This window comes from Sulfuricurvum sp. (assembly GCF_028713855.1).
Taxonomy (GTDB): domain Bacteria; phylum Campylobacterota; class Campylobacteria; order Campylobacterales; family Sulfurimonadaceae; genus Sulfuricurvum.
Genome location: NZ_JAQTNN010000007.1, coordinates 47,589 through 65,794 on the forward strand (window position 1 = coordinate 47,589; position 18,206 = coordinate 65,794).

An 18,206-nucleotide genomic window follows, 5' to 3' on the forward strand; every position below is an offset into this window, starting at 1 on the left:
TATGAAAAGTTACAATATTGCATTGATTAAAGGTGACGGTATCGGTCCTGAAATCGTCGATGAAGCGGTTAAGATTATGGATGCCGTTGCGGCATGTGAAAATATCGAATTTAATTACCAAGAAGCCCTCATGGGCGGATGCGCATACGATGTTACAGGGGATCCCCTTCCACAAGAGACAATTGATATCTCTTTAGCCAGCGATGCAGTGCTTTTTGGAGCTATCGGTGGAACAAAATGGGATACACTTCCGAGAGAAAAACGTCCTGAGAGCGGTTTGCTCCGTTTCCGTAAAGAGTTGGGTGTTTTCGCCAACCTTCGCCCTGCAAATGTATATGATGAACTCGTTAATGCCAGTTCATTGAAACCTGAAATCGTCAAGGGCGTCGATTTGATGGTTGTCCGTGAGCTTATCGGCGGCATCTATTTCGGTGAACCGAAAGGGCGTGATGAAAATCGCGGATGGAACACGATGGTATATACCCGTCCTGAGATTGAGCGAATCGCCCACGTTGCCTTTAAAATCGCGATGGATCGCAAGAAAAAAGTCTGTTCGGTTGATAAAGCAAACGTTTTGGATGTCAGCCAACTATGGCGTGAAGTTGTAGAAGAAGTGGCAAAAGAGTACCCTGAAGTAGAGCTTTCCCACATGTACGTCGATAATGCGGCAATGCAGTTGATCCGTGATCCAAAACAATTTGACGTTATTTTAACGGGGAATATTTTTGGCGATATTCTCAGCGATGAAGCGAGTATGCTTTCCGGTTCGATCGGGCTTCTCCCATCGGCATCTGTCGGTGCGGCTATCGGTGTCTATGAACCGATTCACGGCTCCGCTCCCGATATTGCAGGGCAGGGGATCGCCAATCCGATTGCAACGATCGCGAGTGCATCAATGATGCTCCGTTTTGCTCTGAATGAACATAGAGCGGCCGATCGTATCGATTACGGTATCAAGCAGGCATTGGCACAAGGATATCGTACCAAGGATATTGCAGGTTTTGATGCGAAAGAAGTTTGCTCTACCAGCGAGATGGGTTCTATCATCGCTAATTTTGCGGCCCAATGCAAACTCTAACTCTTGCCAATATTTATGAGCTTCAAGGGCTCAAAGAAGATGCTCTTGAAATTTACAAAGAGATTTTAAAAAAAGATCCCTCTAATGCGGATGCAAAAATTGCTATCCGCCGCCTCTCAGGAATGCGAAAGAAGTTTTTAGGGGTTAATAACGAAATGAAAGCTTTTTTTGTCCAAATGGATGAAGAGGCCGAATTTATTCAGTTTGAAAGGTGGTTGTTACGAGCATGGAACTAAAAGATGTTATTTTGTCCACATTGGCAGAAATCGAAGAGCTATCAACCTATTCTGAACCCACTAAAAAATTTGACGTTTTCAAAGAAGAGCCGACGGTTACAGAAGAACTGCCTCGCCAGCCTCTCTCAAAAGAAGTAGAGTCGATTCATACGATTCGTGATGATGAAGCACGCATGTTGGAAGGGATTCGAGAACGTTTATTGGTCCTCTTTGAAGGGTTCCAATCTCCAAACAATGTTCAAATAGAAGCTAAAGTCGATTTAACGCTCAACTTTCTCGAATATCTTTTGGGGACAATTGATAACCGTTTAGACATAATTAGGATTGAACAATGAATGAACAATATCGGGTATTGATCCATTGTAAAGATGAAAAAGGGCTTGTATATAAAGTATCGAGTATCTTTTTCCACCGCAATCTCAACATCATCTCTAATAACGAATTCGTAGATAAAGCACACAATAAATTTTTTATGCGCAGTGTTGTAGCCGGTGAAATTGCTCCTGATACCCTCAGAGCAGAACTTAAAGCTGTGTTGCCTACAAATGCCCATTTAGAAGTAATCGCTCCCCGTAAAAAGCAAGTCGTTTTAATGGCGACAAAAGAGTCACATGCATTAGGCGATATTCTTATACGCTATGAAGCAGGAGAACTCGATTGCCATATTATCGGAGTTGTCTCAAACTACGATTTGCTTAAACCGTTGGTTTCTAAATTTGATATTCCCTTCTATACCGTATCCCATGAAGGATGCGATCGGGATGAGCACGAGAAACGCGTTCTTAAACAACTCTCAGAACTAGGGGAAATAGACTATATTGTATTGGCCAAATATATGCGTATTCTAACTCCTCGTTTTGTAGAAGCGTATGAAGATAAGATTATCAACATTCATCACTCGTTTCTCCCCGCTTTTATAGGAGCCAACCCGTATAAGCAAGCCTATGAACGCGGAGTTAAAATTATCGGAGCAACTGCCCATTTCGTTAATAATCATCTGGATGAAGGACCGATTATCGCCCAAGATGTTATCCATGTTAACCATGCTTACGGATGGGAAGAGATGCAGCGTTTAGGTCGTGATGTCGAAAAGATCGTTCTTTCTAAAGCGTTGAAATTAGCATTGGAGGATCGTATTTTTGTTCATGCCAATAAAACGATCATTTTCTAAATGTTCAATATCGTATTAGTGACACCTCAAATTCCGAACAATACGGGTACGATCGGAAGACTCTGTGTCAATACAGGTTCAACACTGCACTTGATCAAACCTCTTGGGTTTGATATTGACGAAAAGGCGGTTCGTCGTGCGGGACTTGATTACTGGCATAAAATAGATCTGCATGTATGGGAAAACACTGAAGAGTTTTTGGAAGCGCACCCCAATAAAGAGCGCTTTTTCTTCGCGACAACCAAAACAGATCGCCCTTATTTTGAAGTCGAATTCCAAGAGGGGGATTACCTCTTTTTCGGAAGTGAAACCTCAGGAATTCCTGCGGAAATATTAGAAGCTTTTCCTAATCAGACCATGACAATCCCAATGACGAAAGAGGGACGGAGTCTTAATCTCGCCATCAGTAGCGGAATTATTCTGTACGAAGCGATCAAACAAAATTTTAATTCCTACCGAAAGATGATGTAATATGCTGCAAATCCTCGATACCTTAGTCATTGTGTTGTTTATCCTCTTTTTGGTCTATATCTTTCGAGGCTATCATCTTACACGATTGGAACGTGAAGAGAAAAAAGAGGAAAACGAAAAAAAAGATTAAAATAATTTTTCTGCCCAGACACCCATCTTCATCTCAAACTTATCCATCCAACCGTTTGCTTTACGAATTACCTTTGCCATTGTCAACTCCTTGAGTGATATTAGGCAAATTGTAGATATATTTTGAAATATACTATAAAAATATGTCATTTTGTCATATATACACTTTTTTTATGGCATAATTCATACAATACACTATCAAAATACTGCAAAAGGTTTTAATATGAAAACATTCAGCGATATTGTTGAGGCGATTAAAGATATTGTCTCTTCAGAATTCCCCGAAAAAAAAGTGTTTGATAAAGATGTGGCAGAACTATTGGACATTTCGCAAATGAATTTTGCCACTATGAAAAAGCGAAATAAAATTCCCTTTACCGAATTACTCGATTTTTGTGCAAAACGCTCTATCGCCATCAATTGGTTATTGTATAACCAATCTCCCGAAAGTTTGATAGAGCCGACAAATCGTTTCTATATGGTACGTTATTTCTCATCGGTAAATGCCTCAGCGGGAGGAGGGGCAGAAAATGATGAACTCTCCTATGAACCTTTGATGTTGGAAGAAAATTTTGTTCTCTCACTCGGGGGAGAAAAAGAGTTACGCAATATTGAAGCGATAAATGTATCGGGGGATTCCATGGAACCCTCTTTTAGCTATAACGATATCGTTTTTGTCAACCGTTCAAAGACGGACATCAGCCGAGGCGGGATTTTTACTATCCGTACCGAACACGGCCTTTTTATTAAACGTTTACAAGTAAGGATTGATGGGAAACTCGATATCATTTCAGATAACAAAGATTATCCAACCTATGTCGCCTGGAAAGATGAAGTTGATATTATCGGCAGAGTTGTAGGACGTTTTGGCGGGGTAGAATAAGCGGGACATATATGAAACATACGATCGGAATCATCAGTACATTAATTATCTTAGGCGGATGTACAACACATACGCCGCCTGCTGTGACTCCACTAGCTAGTGAACCACTTTATACTGCTGATATAGATACCAATCAAAGTGGCTTAAAAAGTCCCTTAAACCCTGATCCTTTTTGTTGTGCACTGCCTCAAGAACTCGATATTAAACTACCTGAATATGGTCCAAAAATTAATGATTTAGAGCGATTTGAACAGGCTATGACCCCTTATGTAGAAAAAAACGGTGTCGACCATGATAATTTGTATGAGATACAGAGTACTTTTGATATACGATATTATTCGCCTTGGAATTATAGTGCACCTCCGGAAAAAGCCCAAGAGGCTGCATGGCCTATCCGCGCTTTTAGGGGAGGGTATGGAAGCAATCTTCGCCCGGTGCTGCCGGCTTGGTTTGATGAAATCAGTATTCAAAGTAATTTTGAAGCTTACGGAACCATAAACCAAAAAGCAATCACCCTAAAGTGGATGGATATTCGTGCATTACCTACCGATAAACCGCTCTATAAAAATCCATCACAACCCGGGGAAGGGTATCCGTTTGATCTTCTTCAAAACAGCAGTGTTAATTTTAATGAGCCAATTTTTATCTCACATACGACCAAAGACGGAGCATGGAGTTATATATTTACCAATAATGCATCCGGATGGGTACAATCCGATGGTATTAGTGCCATTGATAATAAAACCGCATCAGCCATTCAAAAATCAGATAAAGTTTTTATCATTGAAGACAATATCCCTTTACAGGATACCAATAATCGATTTATAGCGTATTCTCGCATCGGTATGATTTTCCCATTGGATCATGAAGAGGGTGATACCTATTATGTCAAAACATATGATCGTGACAATACGCTCAAAATTGTATCACTGCCGAAACACTCAGCCCATATCGGTGTCAGTAAAATTAATAAAAATGATTTAATTACAATAGGGAGCCAACTCCTCAAAAATACTTATGGATGGGGAGGGATGTTTGGAGAACGGGATTGCTCTTCAATGATCCGTGATATGTATACTCCTTTTGGTATTTGGCTGCCGCGCAACTCTTCAGCCCAAGGGCATAAAGGTGAAGTTATTTCGTTTGCCGGAATTTCAGATGATGAAAAATTAGCCCTGATAAAAAATAAAGGGATTCCATTTGAAACCATCATTTATCTGAAAGGGCATGTGTTGCTCTATATCGGTACGTATCAAGAGAATGTTTTAGTCATGCACAATATCTGGGGCGTCCGAACGATTGATAAAAGCGGCAACAAAGGACGAACTATTATCGGCAAAGCAATTATCAGTTCATTGGAACTGGGTTCAGACCTAGAAGAATTTGATCCCGAAAAGAAACTACTTAGCCGTGCAGAGAGCATGAATATTTTTACCAGAACACCACTCACTTTGACAAACGGAAATAAAACCACGTCAAAGAAAAAAGCTCTTTAAGAACTCTAGCCTCGAATATCCAAAAGAGAACCTAGCATCTCATTTTGGGTTCGAATCGCTTGAATATTGGAAGTAGCTATTTTTTCAATCGCTATTTGATCGGTCATCTCTTTGGATAGATCGGTTTGAGATTTCTCGCTTCCGCTTGAAGTTGAGAGGGAGGTATTTGCTTTTGTTCCACCATTTTTGGTTTCACTTATAGTAGTATCTCGCGGAACATAGCCATCAGTATTAGCATTGGCTACATTACTGGCACTATTATTCATATACGTTTGATTGGAAAGAATTGAAGAGACATTTGAGCTTATCATCTAAAGCTCCTTGTATATCAGATGTGAAAAGTATAATCCCCTCTACCTTAAGAGATAGGGGGGCAAAAAAATTAGTGTAGATCAGCGTTTAGTTTCACTTCGCGAGTTGAACGGCGAATAAGTAATTGACCCGTTGTGGAGTCTTGGCGATAGTGAATACCGTTCAAGCCGATCAAATCTTTGCCTTTGAAACTGCTTCCGTTGAGAGTAGCAGTAGGATTGGCTTCTTGGATTTTAGCAAGTTCTTCAGGACTAACCGCAAATTTGGTTCCCGCCAATACAGCGATCCCTGCATCGACGATACATCCATCTCCCAGTGCGATACCCGTTACCGAGTTAGCACCCAAAAGGGTATTTTTACCGATTGTGACGGGGATCCCGTCTGTTCCGCTGAGTACGCCAAGGATAGAAGCCCCTCCACCCACATCTGAACCGTCCCCGACAACCGCAGAGCTAGAAATACGTCCCTCTACCATACTGACACCGGTCGTACCGGCATTAAAGTTGACGTAGCTCGCACCCGGCATAATCGTTGTCCCTGCATGGAGCTGTGCCCCAAAACGTACTTTTGAATCATCCAATACACGAGTATTGTTGGCAGGAATGATGTGTTGGAGGTAGCGTGGAAATTTATCGACGAAATCGATTTTCGGATATTCGTTGGCAAATTTGAGTTCGATCTCATTCTCACGCAACCATTCGAGTTCGATCGGTTGTCCGTCTGACCATGCGACATTGTGCAATGCACCGAATGCCCCGTTTAGGTTGAGTGAACGAAGTGGTACTTTAGAAGTTGATAGGGCGTAGAGTTTGAGATAGGTTCCCTCAACGCTCGTGCAGGCAACGTCATTGAAAAGGATTACCAGACGGAACTCACTATCACGCATACCGCGTTCTTTGATTTGGTTGTAGAGAGATGAGATCACTTGAATATTTTTATGGGCATCGCCAAATGCTTCATCTGAATATGGGGTAAATGCGTTTAAACACCCTTCTAAAAATTTGAGTGTTACGGGGATGATTACTTCATCAGCATTGAAATCGATCTCACATCCTTGCTCTTGAGCACTTTTGATAAAAATAGCGGCACTACCGAAATTTTCATTCCAGTTGATATGCGGATAAGTAGCTTGGAGGATTTTATTGCTGTCAAGTTGACCGAAATCAACACGGCAAATACCGAATGCAAGGGGGTTTTTGTATCCCGTAGTATTTTGAATCTCTTGGACACACGCTTTAAATGCTGCTTCGGTCTCTAAAACTTCCATATTATCTCTCTTGTTATAAAATTAATACGGAATTTTACCATAAGAGCCTATGGATGGGTTGAATGTTGCGTGTTATACTACGACAAATTATTTATGGATAAACTATGGAACAGTGGATTGAATTATTAAAAGCAAACGATTATCTTGGGATAAAGAAGTACCTTAAAAATGGCGGAAGCCCTAATGAGGTAGAAGAAAATGGTGAATCGGTCATCTGTTTTGCGATGCGGTATCATTGTGATTCGGAGATAATTGATCTGTTGATTGAAAACGGTGCCGATATTCATCATGTAGATGATGAAGGGGTTAGTGTATTTGATGTTGCCGTCACCTATAATAATCTCACTCTCATTGAAAAACTGATCAGTGATGGTTTTGATATCAATCAACCGACACGAAGAAGCGGCTTTACTCCGCTAATGGGTGCCGTTTGTTACGGACGTGTTGAAGTCATCAAAAAACTATTGGAATTAAAGGTCGATATACATTCACGCGATGCATATGGATTAAGTGCTCTCGATTTTGCACGTAAAATGCATAAAAAATCAATTTTGGCTCTTTTAGAAGGGGAAAAGAATGGAACAGATTAAAACCTTTTTGTTATTAGGCTCTTTAAGTGTATTACTCGTCCTCATCGGCGGGTATTTCGGTGGAACCGGCGGTATGCTTATTGCCCTCTTGATCGCAGGAGGGATGAATTTTTATGCCTATTATTTTTCTGATACGATGATTTTGAAACATTACAATGCCCAAGAAGTTGATCCCAGAGAAGCACCGATGCTGTATCGTGTTGTCGAGCGCCTTGTTGAACGTGCCAATTTACCGATGCCAAAAATATATATTATCCACGACCACATTCCTAATGCATTTGCAACGGGACGTAATCCAGAGCACGCGGCAGTCGCTATTACGACCGGTTTGCTAGAACTTCTCACCGAAGAAGAGATAGAAGGGGTAATGGCACATGAACTCTCACATGTAGACCATCGTGACATATTGATTGCTACCATTGCAGCAACGATCGCGGGAGCGGTCGCCTTTGTTGCCAATATCCTACAATTCGGGGCAATGTTTGGACGGAACAATCGCCATAGCAATCCGATTATCATGATTGCCATGGCGATACTGCTGCCAATCGCGGCAAGCGTCATCCAAATGACTATCAGCCGTTCCCGTGAATTTATGGCGGATGAGGGAGCGGCACGTTTAAGCGGACATCCTGAATGGTTGCAAAGTGCATTGATTAAACTTTCAAATTATAACGCCAGAGGAGAAGTGCAGGGTTCAACTCCGGAAAATGCCCATATGTTTATTATTAGTCCGTTTGACGGTAAAAACTTTTCGTTTTCAAATCTCTTTCGTACCCATCCCACAACTGAACAGAGGTTGGAACGTTTGGAGGCATTAAAAGGGGTATTTAACTCTGCGAACGAGCAAAATAAACTCTATGATAGACATTACGTCTAATACGTTATTCTGTCTCTATTTTGAGTGTAAAATGGGGTTTATGGGATGCATCTTTTTTGGGATTTTTTAGAAAAGTTTGTCGATATATACCATATCCGACAATACTTATCCCAAGTCCGATCAGCATATAGCTCATTATGCTCATAGATTCTCCTCCTTGCTTAACTATAAGTAAATCGGCATTTGTGTTTAAATCTTTATTTTTAGTTATCTTTAATGATTTCATATCGAATTTTTTTTGCTTCCAGTGCATCAATAAAGAGCTTAAAGTTTACGATACATCGCTCTAAGCTTTCTGATGCAACAGATATTTCAACGATTGGATTTCCTCCGTTCATCATCGGCAACGAGGAAAAATCGGTTGACTCATCTACTTGCTTCATCACGTCTATAAGTGTATTTTCAGATGTTTGCGCGATTAATGTTTTGCGATACACAGGAATGGCACGTGGATAAAAACGATCCAGTGCTTCTTCCGCCATAGGATGTGACATCTCCGGAAATCCGGGCATAAAGAAATAACGATCATCCAGATAAAATCCTGACATATTGTTGATAACGTTATAAAGCAATCCGGCATTTTGTGGTAATTTTGCCATATTGATACGATGAGGGTAGGCTGCTTCTCCAAAGCGCTCGACAATAGCACGGGTAAATTGCTCTTGCGGCACCAGAATCCCATCGCTAAAAACATCCGAAGCAATTTGTCGTGTTAAATCATCGGGAGTCGAACCGATTCCTCCGAAACTGAACATCACGGCATCCGGATCGTTTTTGATCATAGCAAAGGTATTGTGGATTAAGACAGGGTCATCTTTGATAATACACGATGAGAAGAGTGTATGACCACGACGAATCAAGGCATCACGTAAAAAGATAAAATGTTTATCATCACGGCGTGCATTCAAAATTTCAGAACCGATAATAACGGCATAAAAGTGGGGAGTTTTCATGAGAGAGATTATAACATGGGAAATGATGGAATCCCGCCAGAGCGGGAAAAAAGTGATTATTTGAGTTTTGCTAAAATTTCTTTTTCAACAGCATCAATTTTTTGAGTTCCGTCGATAGTGATATATTTTACCGATGAATCCGAAGCAGCAACACCTTGGTAGTAGTTGACAAGAGGAGCCGTTTGATCATGATAGACGCGAAGACGATCAAGTACTACTTCCGCTTTGTCATCATCACGTTGCACTAAATCTTCTCCGGTATCATCGTCTTTTCCTTCCACTTTCGGAGGATTGAAAACAACATGGTAGGTACGACCAGATGCGAGATGAGCACGGCGTCCTGACATACGCTCAACGATAACGCTATCGGCAACATCGATCTCAATGACCGCATCGATCGCTACACCCGCTTCTTTGAGTGCGTCGGCTTGAGGAACAGTACGCGGAAAACCATCAAGTAGAAAACCATTTTTACAATCGTCTTCCATGATACGCTCTTTAACTAGACCGATGATAATTTCATCGGTAACCAGTTTGCCTGAATCCATAAACGATTTTGCCAATGTTCCCAGTTCGGTTCCTGCTTTGATCGCGGCACGAAGCATATCCCCCGTAGAGATTTGCGGAATGTCGAATGCTTTCGTCAAAAACTGAGCTTGTGTCCCTTTTCCGGCACCCGGAGCGCCCAAAAGAATGATTTTCATTTGATATTATCCTATATTAAATTTTTGATTCGATGAAAAGTTCCATCTCATCGACGATGTCGTCAATGGAGCGTTCACCGTCAATTTTTTTGAGAAGTTTTTTGGATTCATAAAAGCTTTGGATATCTGCTAATGGATCAGTATAAACATTCATGCGGTTATTAAAGACTTTTTCATTGTCATCGTCACCACGTGCACGTCCGAGAACACGATCACGTGCTACATCTTCACTAACAACCACTTCAATCACACTTACAAGTTCGATACTACTATCCGTTAAGAGAAATTTGTCTAATTCATTCATCTGTTCATGAGAACGCGGATAACCATCGAACAAAATCACATCAGATGGTGCAGATTTGATAGCACTTGTGATTGTCTCTATTGCGATCTCGATCGGAACAATCAATCCTTTGCTGATAAAACTGTTTATAAGTTTCCCTCGATCGCTTCCGCTGGCTACTTCCGCACGGAGCAAATCTCCGGTAGAGTAGTGGATGATATCATCACTATTACGTTCTGCGATGATCTCAGCATCAGTTGTTTTCCCTGAACCCGGCGCACCGATAATGAGAAAAAGTTTCTTCATTGGTTACTTCGCACTTTCACGCAGACGGATATGGAGTTCACGAAGCTGTGTTAATTCGACCGGACTTGGTGCTTGTGTCATAATACAAGACGCTTTTTGGGTTTTCGGGAATGCAATAACGTCACGAATGCTGTCTTTTTTAGACAATAGCATCATGAAACGGTCAAATCCGATTGCGAATCCGCCGTGTGGCGGCGCTCCGAATTTCAAAGCGTCGAGGAGGAAGCCAAATTTTTCTTGCGCCTCTTCTTCCCCGATACCGAGAAGGGTGAAAATTTGCTCTTGGAGCGCTTGCTTATGGATACGGATCGATCCGCCACCGAGCTCGGTTCCGTTGAGAACGATGTCATAGGCGATCGATTCGATATCTTCGAGGTGCTCGTGGTTCAAATCACGCGGCATTGTAAACGGGTGGTGAAGCGCTTTTACGCGACCCTCTTCGATTTCGAACATCGGGAAATCGACAACCCAGACAAATTCGAAGCGATCTTTGTCGATCAGGTTCATTTTTTCATGTTCGGCGATGAAGATACGGAAACGACCCATATAATCCCAAACGGTTTTTTTATCCCCGGCACCGAAGAAGACAACGTCGCCCACTTCCATTTCGGTACGATCAATAAGGAGTTGTAAATCTTCAGGAGCAAAGAATTTCTCCAACGGACCTTTGAGTCCGTCCTCTTTCATTTGGAAATAGCCAAGCCCTTTTGCACCGAATTTACGGACATAATCTTCAAAGCTTTTCATCTCACGCTTGGAGAATGCCAAATCGGCACCCGGAACACGAAGCGCTTTAATACGGTTCATTTTAGGGTTAGCGGCGATTCCTGTGAAAATTTCGTTGTCACAACGTGCGAAAATGTCGATGACATCAATCATTTTAAGGTCATATCTGAGATCCGGTTTGTCCGATCCGTACCACTCCATCGCATCAGAGTATTTGATTCGGTTAAACGGAGTATGAACTTCATGTCCAGCCGCAGCGAACATACCCGTAATCAGCTCTTCCGCGACACGAATAACATCTTCTTGGTTACAGAAGCTCATCTCGACATCGATTTGGGTAAATTCCGGCTGACGATCGGCACGCAAATCTTCATCGCGAAAACATTTTGCGATTTGGAAATAACGGTCAAATCCACCTACCATCAAAAGTTGTTTAAAGAGCTGCGGTGATTGAGGAAGGGCATAGAATTCACCTTCATGCACGCGGCTCGGTACGAGATAGTCACGCGCACCCTCAGGAGTTGATTTGGTCAGGATAGGGGTTTCAACTTCCAAGAATCCTAATGAATCGAGTACGTTACGTGCTGCGATTGCCGCTTTCGAGCGAAGTAAAAACGTGTTATACATTGAAGGATTACGCAAATCAAGATAACGGTATTTTAAACGGATTTCTTCACCGACATTGTTGTCACCGATACCAAACGGCACAGGCTCAGAGCGGTTTTCAATAATAAGTTCTTCAACTACCACTTCAATTGCGCCTGTTTTTAGGCGTGGGTTGACGAGACCTTCTCCACGGTTACGAACACGCCCGTGAGCGATCAGGACGAATTCGTCACGTACATCACTGGCAAGTTTGTGCGCATGAGCATTATCAGCAGGGTCACAAACAAGCTGAATCAAGCCGCTTTTGTCGCGTAAATCGATAAATACGATCCCGCCGTGGTCACGGTAGCTATTCGCCCAGCCGCACAATACAACGTTGTCTCCAACGTTCGCTTCACTTAAATCGGTACAAAAATGACTTCTCAAATCAAAGTCCTTGATCAAAATTTTTCGCAATTATAGCGCTATTAAACTTGTGGTTTGATAATAACGGAGTGTGCACGTAAAAGTGCACAAAGGCTCTTAGCTAGATGGAGTGTCTACAGCGGTAAAGAAGGTATTACTTTTTGTAGTTGCGCGAGGGATCGGTTGCGAAAGCGCAGAGAGGTCTTTTTCCCCGGTTCGGATACGTTCTACTTCGAGTACCGGTGTAACCCACATTTTACCTGCACCGTGACCTAAATCCTGCGTATGTGCACGGATGGCTTCCATTGCAATCTCTTTTGTTTTATCGCTGGATACTACGATGATAATCATAACTTTCGGATATAAATCGGGTGCATTATTTTTTTCGGCAATTCCCAAGGAACCTTTTCCGATTACTTCCGTAACCGTAACCCCTTCAATCTCGTTATCAAAAAGTTCACGAAGAACATCATTTAAGCAGTGACGGTTAAATACAGCAGTAATCTGGACCATTTTGGACCCCTTTAAGTGGTTTGTTGATGTGTTATTATAAATTGAATTTGAGTGACCATTCACTCTTTAATTGATTATTTTATAAGCAATTCTCAATTAATCGAATGCATAGTATGTTCTCAATGTGGTTTGCTACAAAATTGTAATAGTCTAACTAGAACGTCATTTGCAATGAAGGGATTAATATCATCCATCAAGGAGCAATCAATGGCACGAGACACATTAATCGGCGGAGCATTATGGGAAGAATATTCTCTTGAGGTACAACGACGTATGAACGATCCTATCAATATGGGTGAGATTACTCAAGAAGAGGCAGATGCGGCAGAGAAAAAATTGATTATTGCCGATTTCGGTGCCGAGAGCTGTGGAGATGCTGTACGACTGTACTGGATGATCGATCCTAAAAATGACGTTATCATTAAAAGCCGATTTAAAAGCTTTGGATGCGGTACAGCGATCGCGAGTTCAGATATGATGGCAGAATTATGTATGGAAAAAACAGTTGATGAGGCTCTAAAAATCACCAACATTGACGTGGAAAAAGCGCTTCGTGATGAGGAAGACATTCCTGCGGTTCCCGGGCAAAAAATGCACTGTTCGGTAATGGCGTATGATGTGATTAAAAAAGCGGCATCGATTTACAAAGGTGTCGATATGTCCGAGTTCGAAACTGAATACATCGTGTGCGAATGTGCCCGTGTCAGTCTCGATACGCTTAAAGAGGTAATTCGTCTCAATAAACTTGAATCTATTGAGCAAATTACCGACTACACCAAAGCGGGCGGTTTCTGCAAGTCATGTATCAAACCGGGCGGACATGAGAAAAAAGATGTTTATCTTGTTGATATGCTCGCAGAAATCACCGCAGAGCTTCAAAAAGAAGCAATCAGCAAAAAAATCAAAGAGGCAAAAGGCGACGGTAACTTCAACGCTATGAGTTTGGTACAAAAACTCCGCAGTATCGAATCGATTCTTGAAGAATACATCCGTCCTACGCTTAAAGCCGACCATGGTGATGTCGAAGTGATCGATCTCAAAGAGGTTGAAGACGGCCATGAACTCTATATTCAGTACAAAGGGGAATGTATGAGCTGTTCTATGAACACGACAACAACCCTCGCAGGAATGCAGGATATGTTGAATTTCAAACTCAAATCCAATTTGCGAGTGATGGTGGTTTAAGAATGTTATGTGCCACAAAAGAGGGAACTTTTTCATATCTCAAAAAATTCGGTAATTATTCCAAAGATTTTTACCGTTTTAACGGAGAACTCTTTTTCCCATCTCTCGGGATCGGAACCTATAAAGCCGAGCCGTATAAAGAAGACAATTACATTATCAACTACGCAGAAGCGATTAAAATAGCACTTCGACGTGGGATTAATATGATCGATACGGCGATCAACTACCGCTATCAAATGAGCGAACGAGAAATTGCCGAAGCATTAAATGAAATGTTCCAAGAGGGTGAGATAAAACGCGAAGAGGTGATAATCGCTTCGAAAGCGGGATTTATCCCTCTGGATTTCCCGTTTCCTGAAAATCCCTACGGTTGGATACAAGAGAACATACTCAATGTCGAATTAGCAACCAAAGACGAAATTGTTATCGATCAGCACTGCATGGCACCCGAATATCTGCGCTGGAGCTGTGAGCAATCCTTACGAAATTTGGAATTAGAAACGATTGATATTTTCTACCTCCACAATCCCGAAACACAACTCGGATATGTCGATCAAGAAACCTTTTACGTGCGTATCGAAGCGGCATTTAAAATGTTCGAAGAATTAAGAGGTGAGGGGAAAATCGTCTCTTACGGGATAGCGGCATGGAATGGATTTTTATACGAAGCGGATCATACCGAGTACATCGCTCTCTCAAAAGTTGTAGAGATTGCTCGTCGTGTAGGCGGAAAAGATCATGGATTTAAATACATCCAAAGCCCGTTTAATCTTGCGAAGCCGCATGCTTACGGTTATGCAAATCAGCAAACGGAAGATGGGATGTTTTATCCACTGATGCATGCGTGTGCAAGCTATGGCATAACCTATATCGGTTCATCTCCGTTGCTGCAAAAAAATCTCTTTAAAAGAGCGTTTGCACCAGAGGTTGCTGAACTTATGAATACGAATGAGTTGAGCGACATTGCCAGTGCGTTACAATTTGCGCGTAGTGCAGGGGGGATTTGTGCTGTATTTGGTGCCGTTGATCCTGCCCATGTGATAGATAATGCTGTTTTATGTTATCTCCCTGAAGCTTCCGCTAAGTCAGTAAATACGCTTATGAAAGGTGCTTATGCTGTATGATGTGATTGTTGTCGGCAGCGGTATCTCCGGATTATACGCCGCACTTAGTGCTAAACGTGCCGGACTCAAGGTTGCCTTAGTCTGCAAAAGCAATCCTCTGCGTTCCAATTCTGCCGTGGCATCGGGTGGCATTAATGCTGTTCTTAAAACTACGCGTCATGATTCATGCCGTGATCATATTGCTGATACGTTAAAGGGAGCCGACAAGCTCGGTCGTCTTGCTGTAGTAAGTGCTATGGTAACCGGCGCAGAAGAGATCATTAACGATCTTCAATCGATGGGAGTTGCATTTGATACCAATGAAGAGGGACACGTTGCTCAACGCCCCTTTGGCGGGACGAAAGCAAAAAGAACCTGTTATATAGCCGATAAAACGGGAGCTTCAATTACCCAGAACCTTCTCGTACAGTGCCGTAAAGAAGGGGTAAAAATATTCCCTAATCATCTTATGCTCTCGATTGCTACTTTTAAAGATCAACTTTCCGGGATTACTCTCCTTAGACGCCGCGATTCTCAAGTAATTGCCTTTGCGTGTAAATCACTTGTACTGGCGGGAGGAGGGTTCGCAGGAATATATCGTGGTCACTCTACTAATTCCCAAGAATCGAGCGGAGATGTCATCGCTATAGCACTCAGAGCCAAGATGCGTTTAGCCAATCTGGAATTTGTTCAGTTTCATCCAACAACACTTGCTAACAGCGGCACTTTAATCAGTGAAGCAGCACGGGGGGAAGGTGCTTATATCGTCGATGAGATGGGGGAACGCTTTACCGATGAACTACAAACACGTGACAAACTCTCTCGGGATATTGTTCTTCATCAGTTGAGTGGACATACCGTCTATCTCGATTTCCGCCATTTGGGTGAAGAGTTGATCGACAAAAAACTCCCATCCGCGCGTAAACATGCACTCAACGGCGCAGGAATTGATATCCTCACCGAACTTCTCCCTATCACGCCATCCGCTCACTATACCATGGGAGGCATTTGGAGCCGAAACGATACCTCTACCGATATTGCAAATGTTTTTGCCTGTGGTGAATGTGCCCATAGCGGTGTACACGGAGCAAATCGTTTGGGTGGAAACAGCCTGCTCGAAGCAGCTTATTTCGGTCGTGTTGCCGGTACAGAAGCTGCAAAAGCGGCTAAAAAAGGAGTGTTCCATCCTATCGATTATGCACAAGTCGCGCAGGAATTACGCTACATAGATAGTATCATCGAAGGCGAAAGTCGATTCAATATCAACACAATGCGCCGTAATCTCGGAAATAACCTCTATAAAAATGCAGGGGTTTTCCGAACCCATGATTCGCTCGCCAATGCGTTGGAGTACGTCCATTATCTAATGAAGATGTCATCAGGATTGTGTTGTGTTAACAAAGAGCGCAGTGATAATGTCGAATTAATGTCCATCATTGAGTTCAGAAATGCTCTTACGGTAGCGGAAGCAATGCTTATGAGTGCTTTAGCGCGTGAAGAGAGTAGGGGTGTTCATTATCGGGATGATTTTCCCCAACATGACGATAAAAATTATGAGGTCAATACGATTATTCGCCGCCTCGCAGCAACTTTTTTACGCATAACATTCGAAGGTCATCTCTCTTCGGATTGGTGGCATCGAATACGAAAGTTTTTTCACGCACAATAGTGCGATGAATTTGTAATATTATTAAATATAAAGGTTGATGTTATGGCAAAAGTTATGTTACGTTACGATTCTAAAGGTGCAATTTCTTTTTATGTTGCCAAAAAAGATATGGAAGAGACCATCCTCAGTTCTGAGTTTGATACCGATGAAAAATGGGGCGGTGAGGTAAAACTCAGCAATGGTGAAACATGGTTTATTGAGCCAAGTACTAAAAAATTTCCTGCTGAAGTAATGGCAGTTAGACGAGGCGAATAGTTTTATTTCTTCTTGCCTATTCATACTGATGAATAGGTTTTTTCACATCTACAGTTTAAATCAACAACATACCATTATAATTCTTTTTAATTGACGGAATTTTACAAGACATTTAATCCGCAGTACTTTATGATTACCGCTATCAAAAGGATTTAATTTAATGAATATTATTTGTCACGAAAACCCGTTTGTCGATTCTATATATCATGTTCAGACTCAATCGTACAAAAAAGATTTCGATTTCCATTTTTTTGGTGCACCATCGGTACATGAGCATATTATTTTAAATGACGATTGTGCTGCTATTACATTCGAACTTAATAAGAAGACATACACATTTAATGGTGATTTGGTATGCGGTAAATTTACCCATGCTCCAAAGATAAAAATTATGTTCAAAGACACCAGTAAAAACCTTACAATCATTCGACTTAAGGCATGTGGTCTTTTTAAACTTACAAATCTTCCTATCTCTTCTCTGGTCAATACTATTTTACCCCGATCTACTATCGATGTGGATCTCATCATGAATCAAAAAGATGAAAACTATATTCATATTGTTGATACCTTAGTAAATGAAGAAAGCCATAATAAAACGTATATAAAAACTCAAAAAATAATCCAATATATTAATGCAAATTTTTCCCATCTTCCGACAAATATAGCTGAAGTACTTGCAAAAGAATTCGATATTTCAGAGAGTACGTTACGTCGTTATTTTAAAAAATACATCGGAATCAATCTATCTACCTACATTATGACGGTTAAACGCAAAAAAATGATTCAATCCCTTTATGAAGATAATTACGATTCTATGAGTGTTCGAGAAAGTGGCTATTATGATCAATCCCATTTTTTGAATGACTTTAAACGACTCTACGGTATTCCCTTAAAACAATATTTTAGAGATATGAAAATATTACAAAAACAGTCCCCTGAATTTATGCGATTTTTATATCACTGCAATATTCAGAGCGATATTTAAAGG

23 protein-coding genes are annotated in these 18,206 nt (G+C 41.5%); 15 read left to right on the plus strand and 8 right to left on the minus strand.

Going from position 1 to position 18,206, the window contains the following annotated elements:
* Position 1: 1 nt before the first annotated feature.
* The 8 genes from leuB to PHI47_RS07980 all read left to right on the plus strand — a co-directional run bounded on the left by leuB (position 2) and on the right by PHI47_RS07980 (position 5,464).
* The gene (gene leuB / locus PHI47_RS07945) at positions 2 to 1,078 is read left to right on the plus strand and encodes a 3-isopropylmalate dehydrogenase (protein ID WP_299935894.1); all 1,077 of its coding nucleotides are present in this window, start codon (positions 2 to 4) and stop codon (positions 1,076 to 1,078) included.
* Positions 1,066 to 1,314, plus strand: a complete 249-nt coding sequence (locus PHI47_RS07950) for a tetratricopeptide repeat protein (protein WP_015653561.1) — start codon at positions 1,066 to 1,068, stop codon at positions 1,312 to 1,314. Before leuB ends, PHI47_RS07950 begins: the two co-directional genes overlap by 13 nt.
* Complete coding sequence (locus PHI47_RS07955) at positions 1,305 to 1,649, plus strand: hypothetical protein (RefSeq protein ID WP_299935896.1); 345 nt, start codon at positions 1,305 to 1,307, stop codon at positions 1,647 to 1,649. Before PHI47_RS07950 ends, PHI47_RS07955 begins: the two co-directional genes overlap by 10 nt.
* On the plus strand, positions 1,646 to 2,485 hold the full coding sequence (gene purU, locus PHI47_RS07960; protein WP_299935898.1) for a formyltetrahydrofolate deformylase: 840 nt from the start codon (positions 1,646 to 1,648) through the stop codon (positions 2,483 to 2,485). Before PHI47_RS07955 ends, purU begins: the two co-directional genes overlap by 4 nt.
* Positions 2,486 to 2,956, plus strand: a complete 471-nt coding sequence (locus PHI47_RS07965) for a tRNA (cytidine(34)-2'-O)-methyltransferase (protein ID WP_299935902.1) — start codon at positions 2,486 to 2,488, stop codon at positions 2,954 to 2,956.
* Position 2,957: 1 nt separating this feature from the next.
* Positions 2,958 to 3,086 (plus strand): hypothetical protein, encoded by a 129-nt coding sequence (locus tag PHI47_RS07970; RefSeq protein ID WP_299935905.1) that lies wholly within the window; start codon positions 2,958 to 2,960, stop codon positions 3,084 to 3,086.
* 222 nt (positions 3,087 to 3,308) lie between these two features.
* Positions 3,309 to 3,968, plus strand: coding sequence for a LexA family transcriptional regulator (locus tag PHI47_RS07975; RefSeq protein WP_299935906.1), 660 nt, complete (start codon positions 3,309 to 3,311; stop codon positions 3,966 to 3,968).
* 11 nt (positions 3,969 to 3,979) lie between these two features.
* Entirely contained in the window at positions 3,980 to 5,464 is a 1,485-nt protein-coding gene (locus PHI47_RS07980) for an SH3 domain-containing C40 family peptidase (RefSeq protein ID WP_299935908.1), read from the plus strand.
* 5 nt (positions 5,465 to 5,469) lie between these two features.
* Here PHI47_RS07980 and PHI47_RS07985 read toward each other — a convergent pair whose 3' ends face one another.
* Positions 5,470 to 5,775, minus strand: a complete 306-nt coding sequence (locus PHI47_RS07985; RefSeq protein ID WP_299935911.1) for a hypothetical protein — start codon at positions 5,773 to 5,775, stop codon at positions 5,470 to 5,472.
* Positions 5,776 to 5,846: 71 nt separating this feature from the next.
* Positions 5,847 to 7,043 (minus strand): tetrahydrodipicolinate N-succinyltransferase N-terminal domain-containing protein, encoded by a 1,197-nt coding sequence (locus PHI47_RS07990; protein WP_299935914.1) that lies wholly within the window; start codon positions 7,041 to 7,043, stop codon positions 5,847 to 5,849.
* 104 nt (positions 7,044 to 7,147) lie between these two features.
* Here PHI47_RS07990 and PHI47_RS07995 point away from each other — a divergent pair, with 104 nt between their 5' ends.
* Positions 7,148 to 7,633, plus strand: a complete 486-nt coding sequence (locus PHI47_RS07995; RefSeq protein WP_299935916.1) for an ankyrin repeat domain-containing protein — start codon at positions 7,148 to 7,150, stop codon at positions 7,631 to 7,633.
* Positions 7,620 to 8,510, plus strand: a complete 891-nt coding sequence (gene htpX, locus PHI47_RS08000) for a zinc metalloprotease HtpX (protein ID WP_299935919.1) — start codon at positions 7,620 to 7,622, stop codon at positions 8,508 to 8,510. The genes PHI47_RS07995 and htpX overlap by 14 nt, the downstream gene beginning before the upstream one ends.
* 4 nt (positions 8,511 to 8,514) lie before the next feature.
* Here htpX and PHI47_RS08005 read toward each other — a convergent pair whose 3' ends face one another.
* The 6 genes from PHI47_RS08005 to PHI47_RS08030 all read right to left on the minus strand — a co-directional run bounded on the left by PHI47_RS08005 (position 8,515) and on the right by PHI47_RS08030 (position 13,006).
* The gene (locus tag PHI47_RS08005; protein WP_299935922.1) at positions 8,515 to 8,655 is read right to left on the minus strand and encodes a hypothetical protein; all 141 of its coding nucleotides are present in this window, start codon (positions 8,653 to 8,655) and stop codon (positions 8,515 to 8,517) included.
* 58 nt (positions 8,656 to 8,713) lie between these two features.
* Positions 8,714 to 9,463, minus strand: a complete 750-nt coding sequence (locus PHI47_RS08010) for a molybdopterin-binding protein (protein WP_299935924.1) — start codon at positions 9,461 to 9,463, stop codon at positions 8,714 to 8,716.
* A 56-nt stretch (positions 9,464 to 9,519) separates the two neighbouring features.
* Positions 9,520 to 10,167: an adenylate kinase gene (adk, locus tag PHI47_RS08015; protein WP_299935927.1), complete on the minus strand. Its 648-nt coding sequence runs from the start codon at positions 10,165 to 10,167 to the stop codon at positions 9,520 to 9,522.
* A gap of 16 nt (positions 10,168 to 10,183) precedes the next feature.
* Positions 10,184 to 10,756: an adenylate kinase gene (locus PHI47_RS08020; protein ID WP_299935930.1), complete on the minus strand. Its 573-nt coding sequence runs from the start codon at positions 10,754 to 10,756 to the stop codon at positions 10,184 to 10,186.
* Between the two features lie 3 nt (positions 10,757 to 10,759).
* On the minus strand, positions 10,760 to 12,514 hold the full coding sequence (gene aspS / locus PHI47_RS08025; RefSeq protein ID WP_299935933.1) for an aspartate--tRNA ligase: 1,755 nt from the start codon (positions 12,512 to 12,514) through the stop codon (positions 10,760 to 10,762).
* A gap of 96 nt (positions 12,515 to 12,610) precedes the next feature.
* Positions 12,611 to 13,006 (minus strand): P-II family nitrogen regulator, encoded by a 396-nt coding sequence (locus tag PHI47_RS08030; protein ID WP_299935936.1) that lies wholly within the window; start codon positions 13,004 to 13,006, stop codon positions 12,611 to 12,613.
* Positions 13,007 to 13,213: 207 nt separating this feature from the next.
* Between PHI47_RS08030 and PHI47_RS08035 the strand changes: the two genes are divergently transcribed.
* The 5 genes from PHI47_RS08035 to PHI47_RS08055 all read left to right on the plus strand — a co-directional run bounded on the left by PHI47_RS08035 (position 13,214) and on the right by PHI47_RS08055 (position 18,203).
* Positions 13,214 to 14,191 carry an iron-sulfur cluster assembly scaffold protein gene (locus tag PHI47_RS08035; protein WP_299935938.1) on the plus strand — a complete coding sequence of 326 codons (978 nt, stop codon included), beginning with the start codon at positions 13,214 to 13,216 and terminating at the stop codon, positions 14,189 to 14,191.
* 2 nt (positions 14,192 to 14,193) lie between these two features.
* On the plus strand, positions 14,194 to 15,315 hold the full coding sequence (locus PHI47_RS08040; protein WP_299935941.1) for an aldo/keto reductase: 1,122 nt from the start codon (positions 14,194 to 14,196) through the stop codon (positions 15,313 to 15,315).
* Positions 15,305 to 16,963 carry an FAD-dependent oxidoreductase gene (locus PHI47_RS08045; protein WP_299935944.1) on the plus strand — a complete coding sequence of 553 codons (1,659 nt, stop codon included), beginning with the start codon at positions 15,305 to 15,307 and terminating at the stop codon, positions 16,961 to 16,963. The genes PHI47_RS08040 and PHI47_RS08045 overlap by 11 nt, the downstream gene beginning before the upstream one ends.
* A 42-nt stretch (positions 16,964 to 17,005) precedes the next feature.
* A complete protein-coding gene (gene nifT, locus PHI47_RS08050; protein ID WP_299935946.1) occupies positions 17,006 to 17,218 on the plus strand; it encodes a putative nitrogen fixation protein NifT in 213 nt (70 codons plus the stop codon).
* A gap of 160 nt (positions 17,219 to 17,378) precedes the next feature.
* The gene (locus PHI47_RS08055; protein ID WP_299935948.1) at positions 17,379 to 18,203 is read left to right on the plus strand and encodes an AraC family transcriptional regulator; all 825 of its coding nucleotides are present in this window, start codon (positions 17,379 to 17,381) and stop codon (positions 18,201 to 18,203) included.
* The last annotated feature ends 3 nt before the right edge of the window (positions 18,204 to 18,206 follow it).

What these genes read in the sequence shown, in the direction of transcription:
- leuB (WP_299935894.1), top strand. Translation starts at nt 2, where the DNA reads ATGAAAAGTTACAATATTGCATTGATTAAAGGTGACGGTATCGGTCCT.
- PHI47_RS07950 (WP_015653561.1), top strand. Translation starts at nt 1,066, where the DNA reads ATGCAAACTCTAACTCTTGCCAATATTTATGAGCTTCAAGGGCTCAAA.
- PHI47_RS07955 (WP_299935896.1), top strand. Translation starts at nt 1,305, where the DNA reads ATGGAACTAAAAGATGTTATTTTGTCCACATTGGCAGAAATCGAAGAG.
- purU (WP_299935898.1), top strand. Translation starts at nt 1,646, where the DNA reads ATGAATGAACAATATCGGGTATTGATCCATTGTAAAGATGAAAAAGGG.
- PHI47_RS07965 (WP_299935902.1), top strand. Translation starts at nt 2,486, where the DNA reads ATGTTCAATATCGTATTAGTGACACCTCAAATTCCGAACAATACGGGT.
- PHI47_RS07970 (WP_299935905.1), top strand. Translation starts at nt 2,958, where the DNA reads ATGCTGCAAATCCTCGATACCTTAGTCATTGTGTTGTTTATCCTCTTT.
- PHI47_RS07975 (WP_299935906.1), top strand. Translation starts at nt 3,309, where the DNA reads ATGAAAACATTCAGCGATATTGTTGAGGCGATTAAAGATATTGTCTCT.
- PHI47_RS07980 (WP_299935908.1), top strand. Translation starts at nt 3,980, where the DNA reads ATGAAACATACGATCGGAATCATCAGTACATTAATTATCTTAGGCGGA.
- PHI47_RS07985 (WP_299935911.1), bottom strand. Translation starts at nt 5,775, where the DNA reads ATGATAAGCTCAAATGTCTCTTCAATTCTTTCCAATCAAACGTATATG.
- PHI47_RS07990 (WP_299935914.1), bottom strand. Translation starts at nt 7,043, where the DNA reads ATGGAAGTTTTAGAGACCGAAGCAGCATTTAAAGCGTGTGTCCAAGAG.
- PHI47_RS07995 (WP_299935916.1), top strand. Translation starts at nt 7,148, where the DNA reads ATGGAACAGTGGATTGAATTATTAAAAGCAAACGATTATCTTGGGATA.
- htpX (WP_299935919.1), top strand. Translation starts at nt 7,620, where the DNA reads ATGGAACAGATTAAAACCTTTTTGTTATTAGGCTCTTTAAGTGTATTA.
- PHI47_RS08005 (WP_299935922.1), bottom strand. Translation starts at nt 8,655, where the DNA reads ATGAGCATAATGAGCTATATGCTGATCGGACTTGGGATAAGTATTGTC.
- PHI47_RS08010 (WP_299935924.1), bottom strand. Translation starts at nt 9,463, where the DNA reads ATGAAAACTCCCCACTTTTATGCCGTTATTATCGGTTCTGAAATTTTG.
- adk (WP_299935927.1), bottom strand. Translation starts at nt 10,167, where the DNA reads ATGAAAATCATTCTTTTGGGCGCTCCGGGTGCCGGAAAAGGGACACAA.
- PHI47_RS08020 (WP_299935930.1), bottom strand. Translation starts at nt 10,756, where the DNA reads ATGAAGAAACTTTTTCTCATTATCGGTGCGCCGGGTTCAGGGAAAACA.
- PHI47_RS08030 (WP_299935936.1), bottom strand. Translation starts at nt 13,006, where the DNA reads ATGGTCCAGATTACTGCTGTATTTAACCGTCACTGCTTAAATGATGTT.
- PHI47_RS08035 (WP_299935938.1), top strand. Translation starts at nt 13,214, where the DNA reads ATGGCACGAGACACATTAATCGGCGGAGCATTATGGGAAGAATATTCT.
- PHI47_RS08040 (WP_299935941.1), top strand. Translation starts at nt 14,194, where the DNA reads ATGTTATGTGCCACAAAAGAGGGAACTTTTTCATATCTCAAAAAATTC.
- PHI47_RS08045 (WP_299935944.1), top strand. Translation starts at nt 15,305, where the DNA reads ATGCTGTATGATGTGATTGTTGTCGGCAGCGGTATCTCCGGATTATAC.
- nifT (WP_299935946.1), top strand. Translation starts at nt 17,006, where the DNA reads ATGGCAAAAGTTATGTTACGTTACGATTCTAAAGGTGCAATTTCTTTT.
- PHI47_RS08055 (WP_299935948.1), top strand. Translation starts at nt 17,379, where the DNA reads ATGAATATTATTTGTCACGAAAACCCGTTTGTCGATTCTATATATCAT.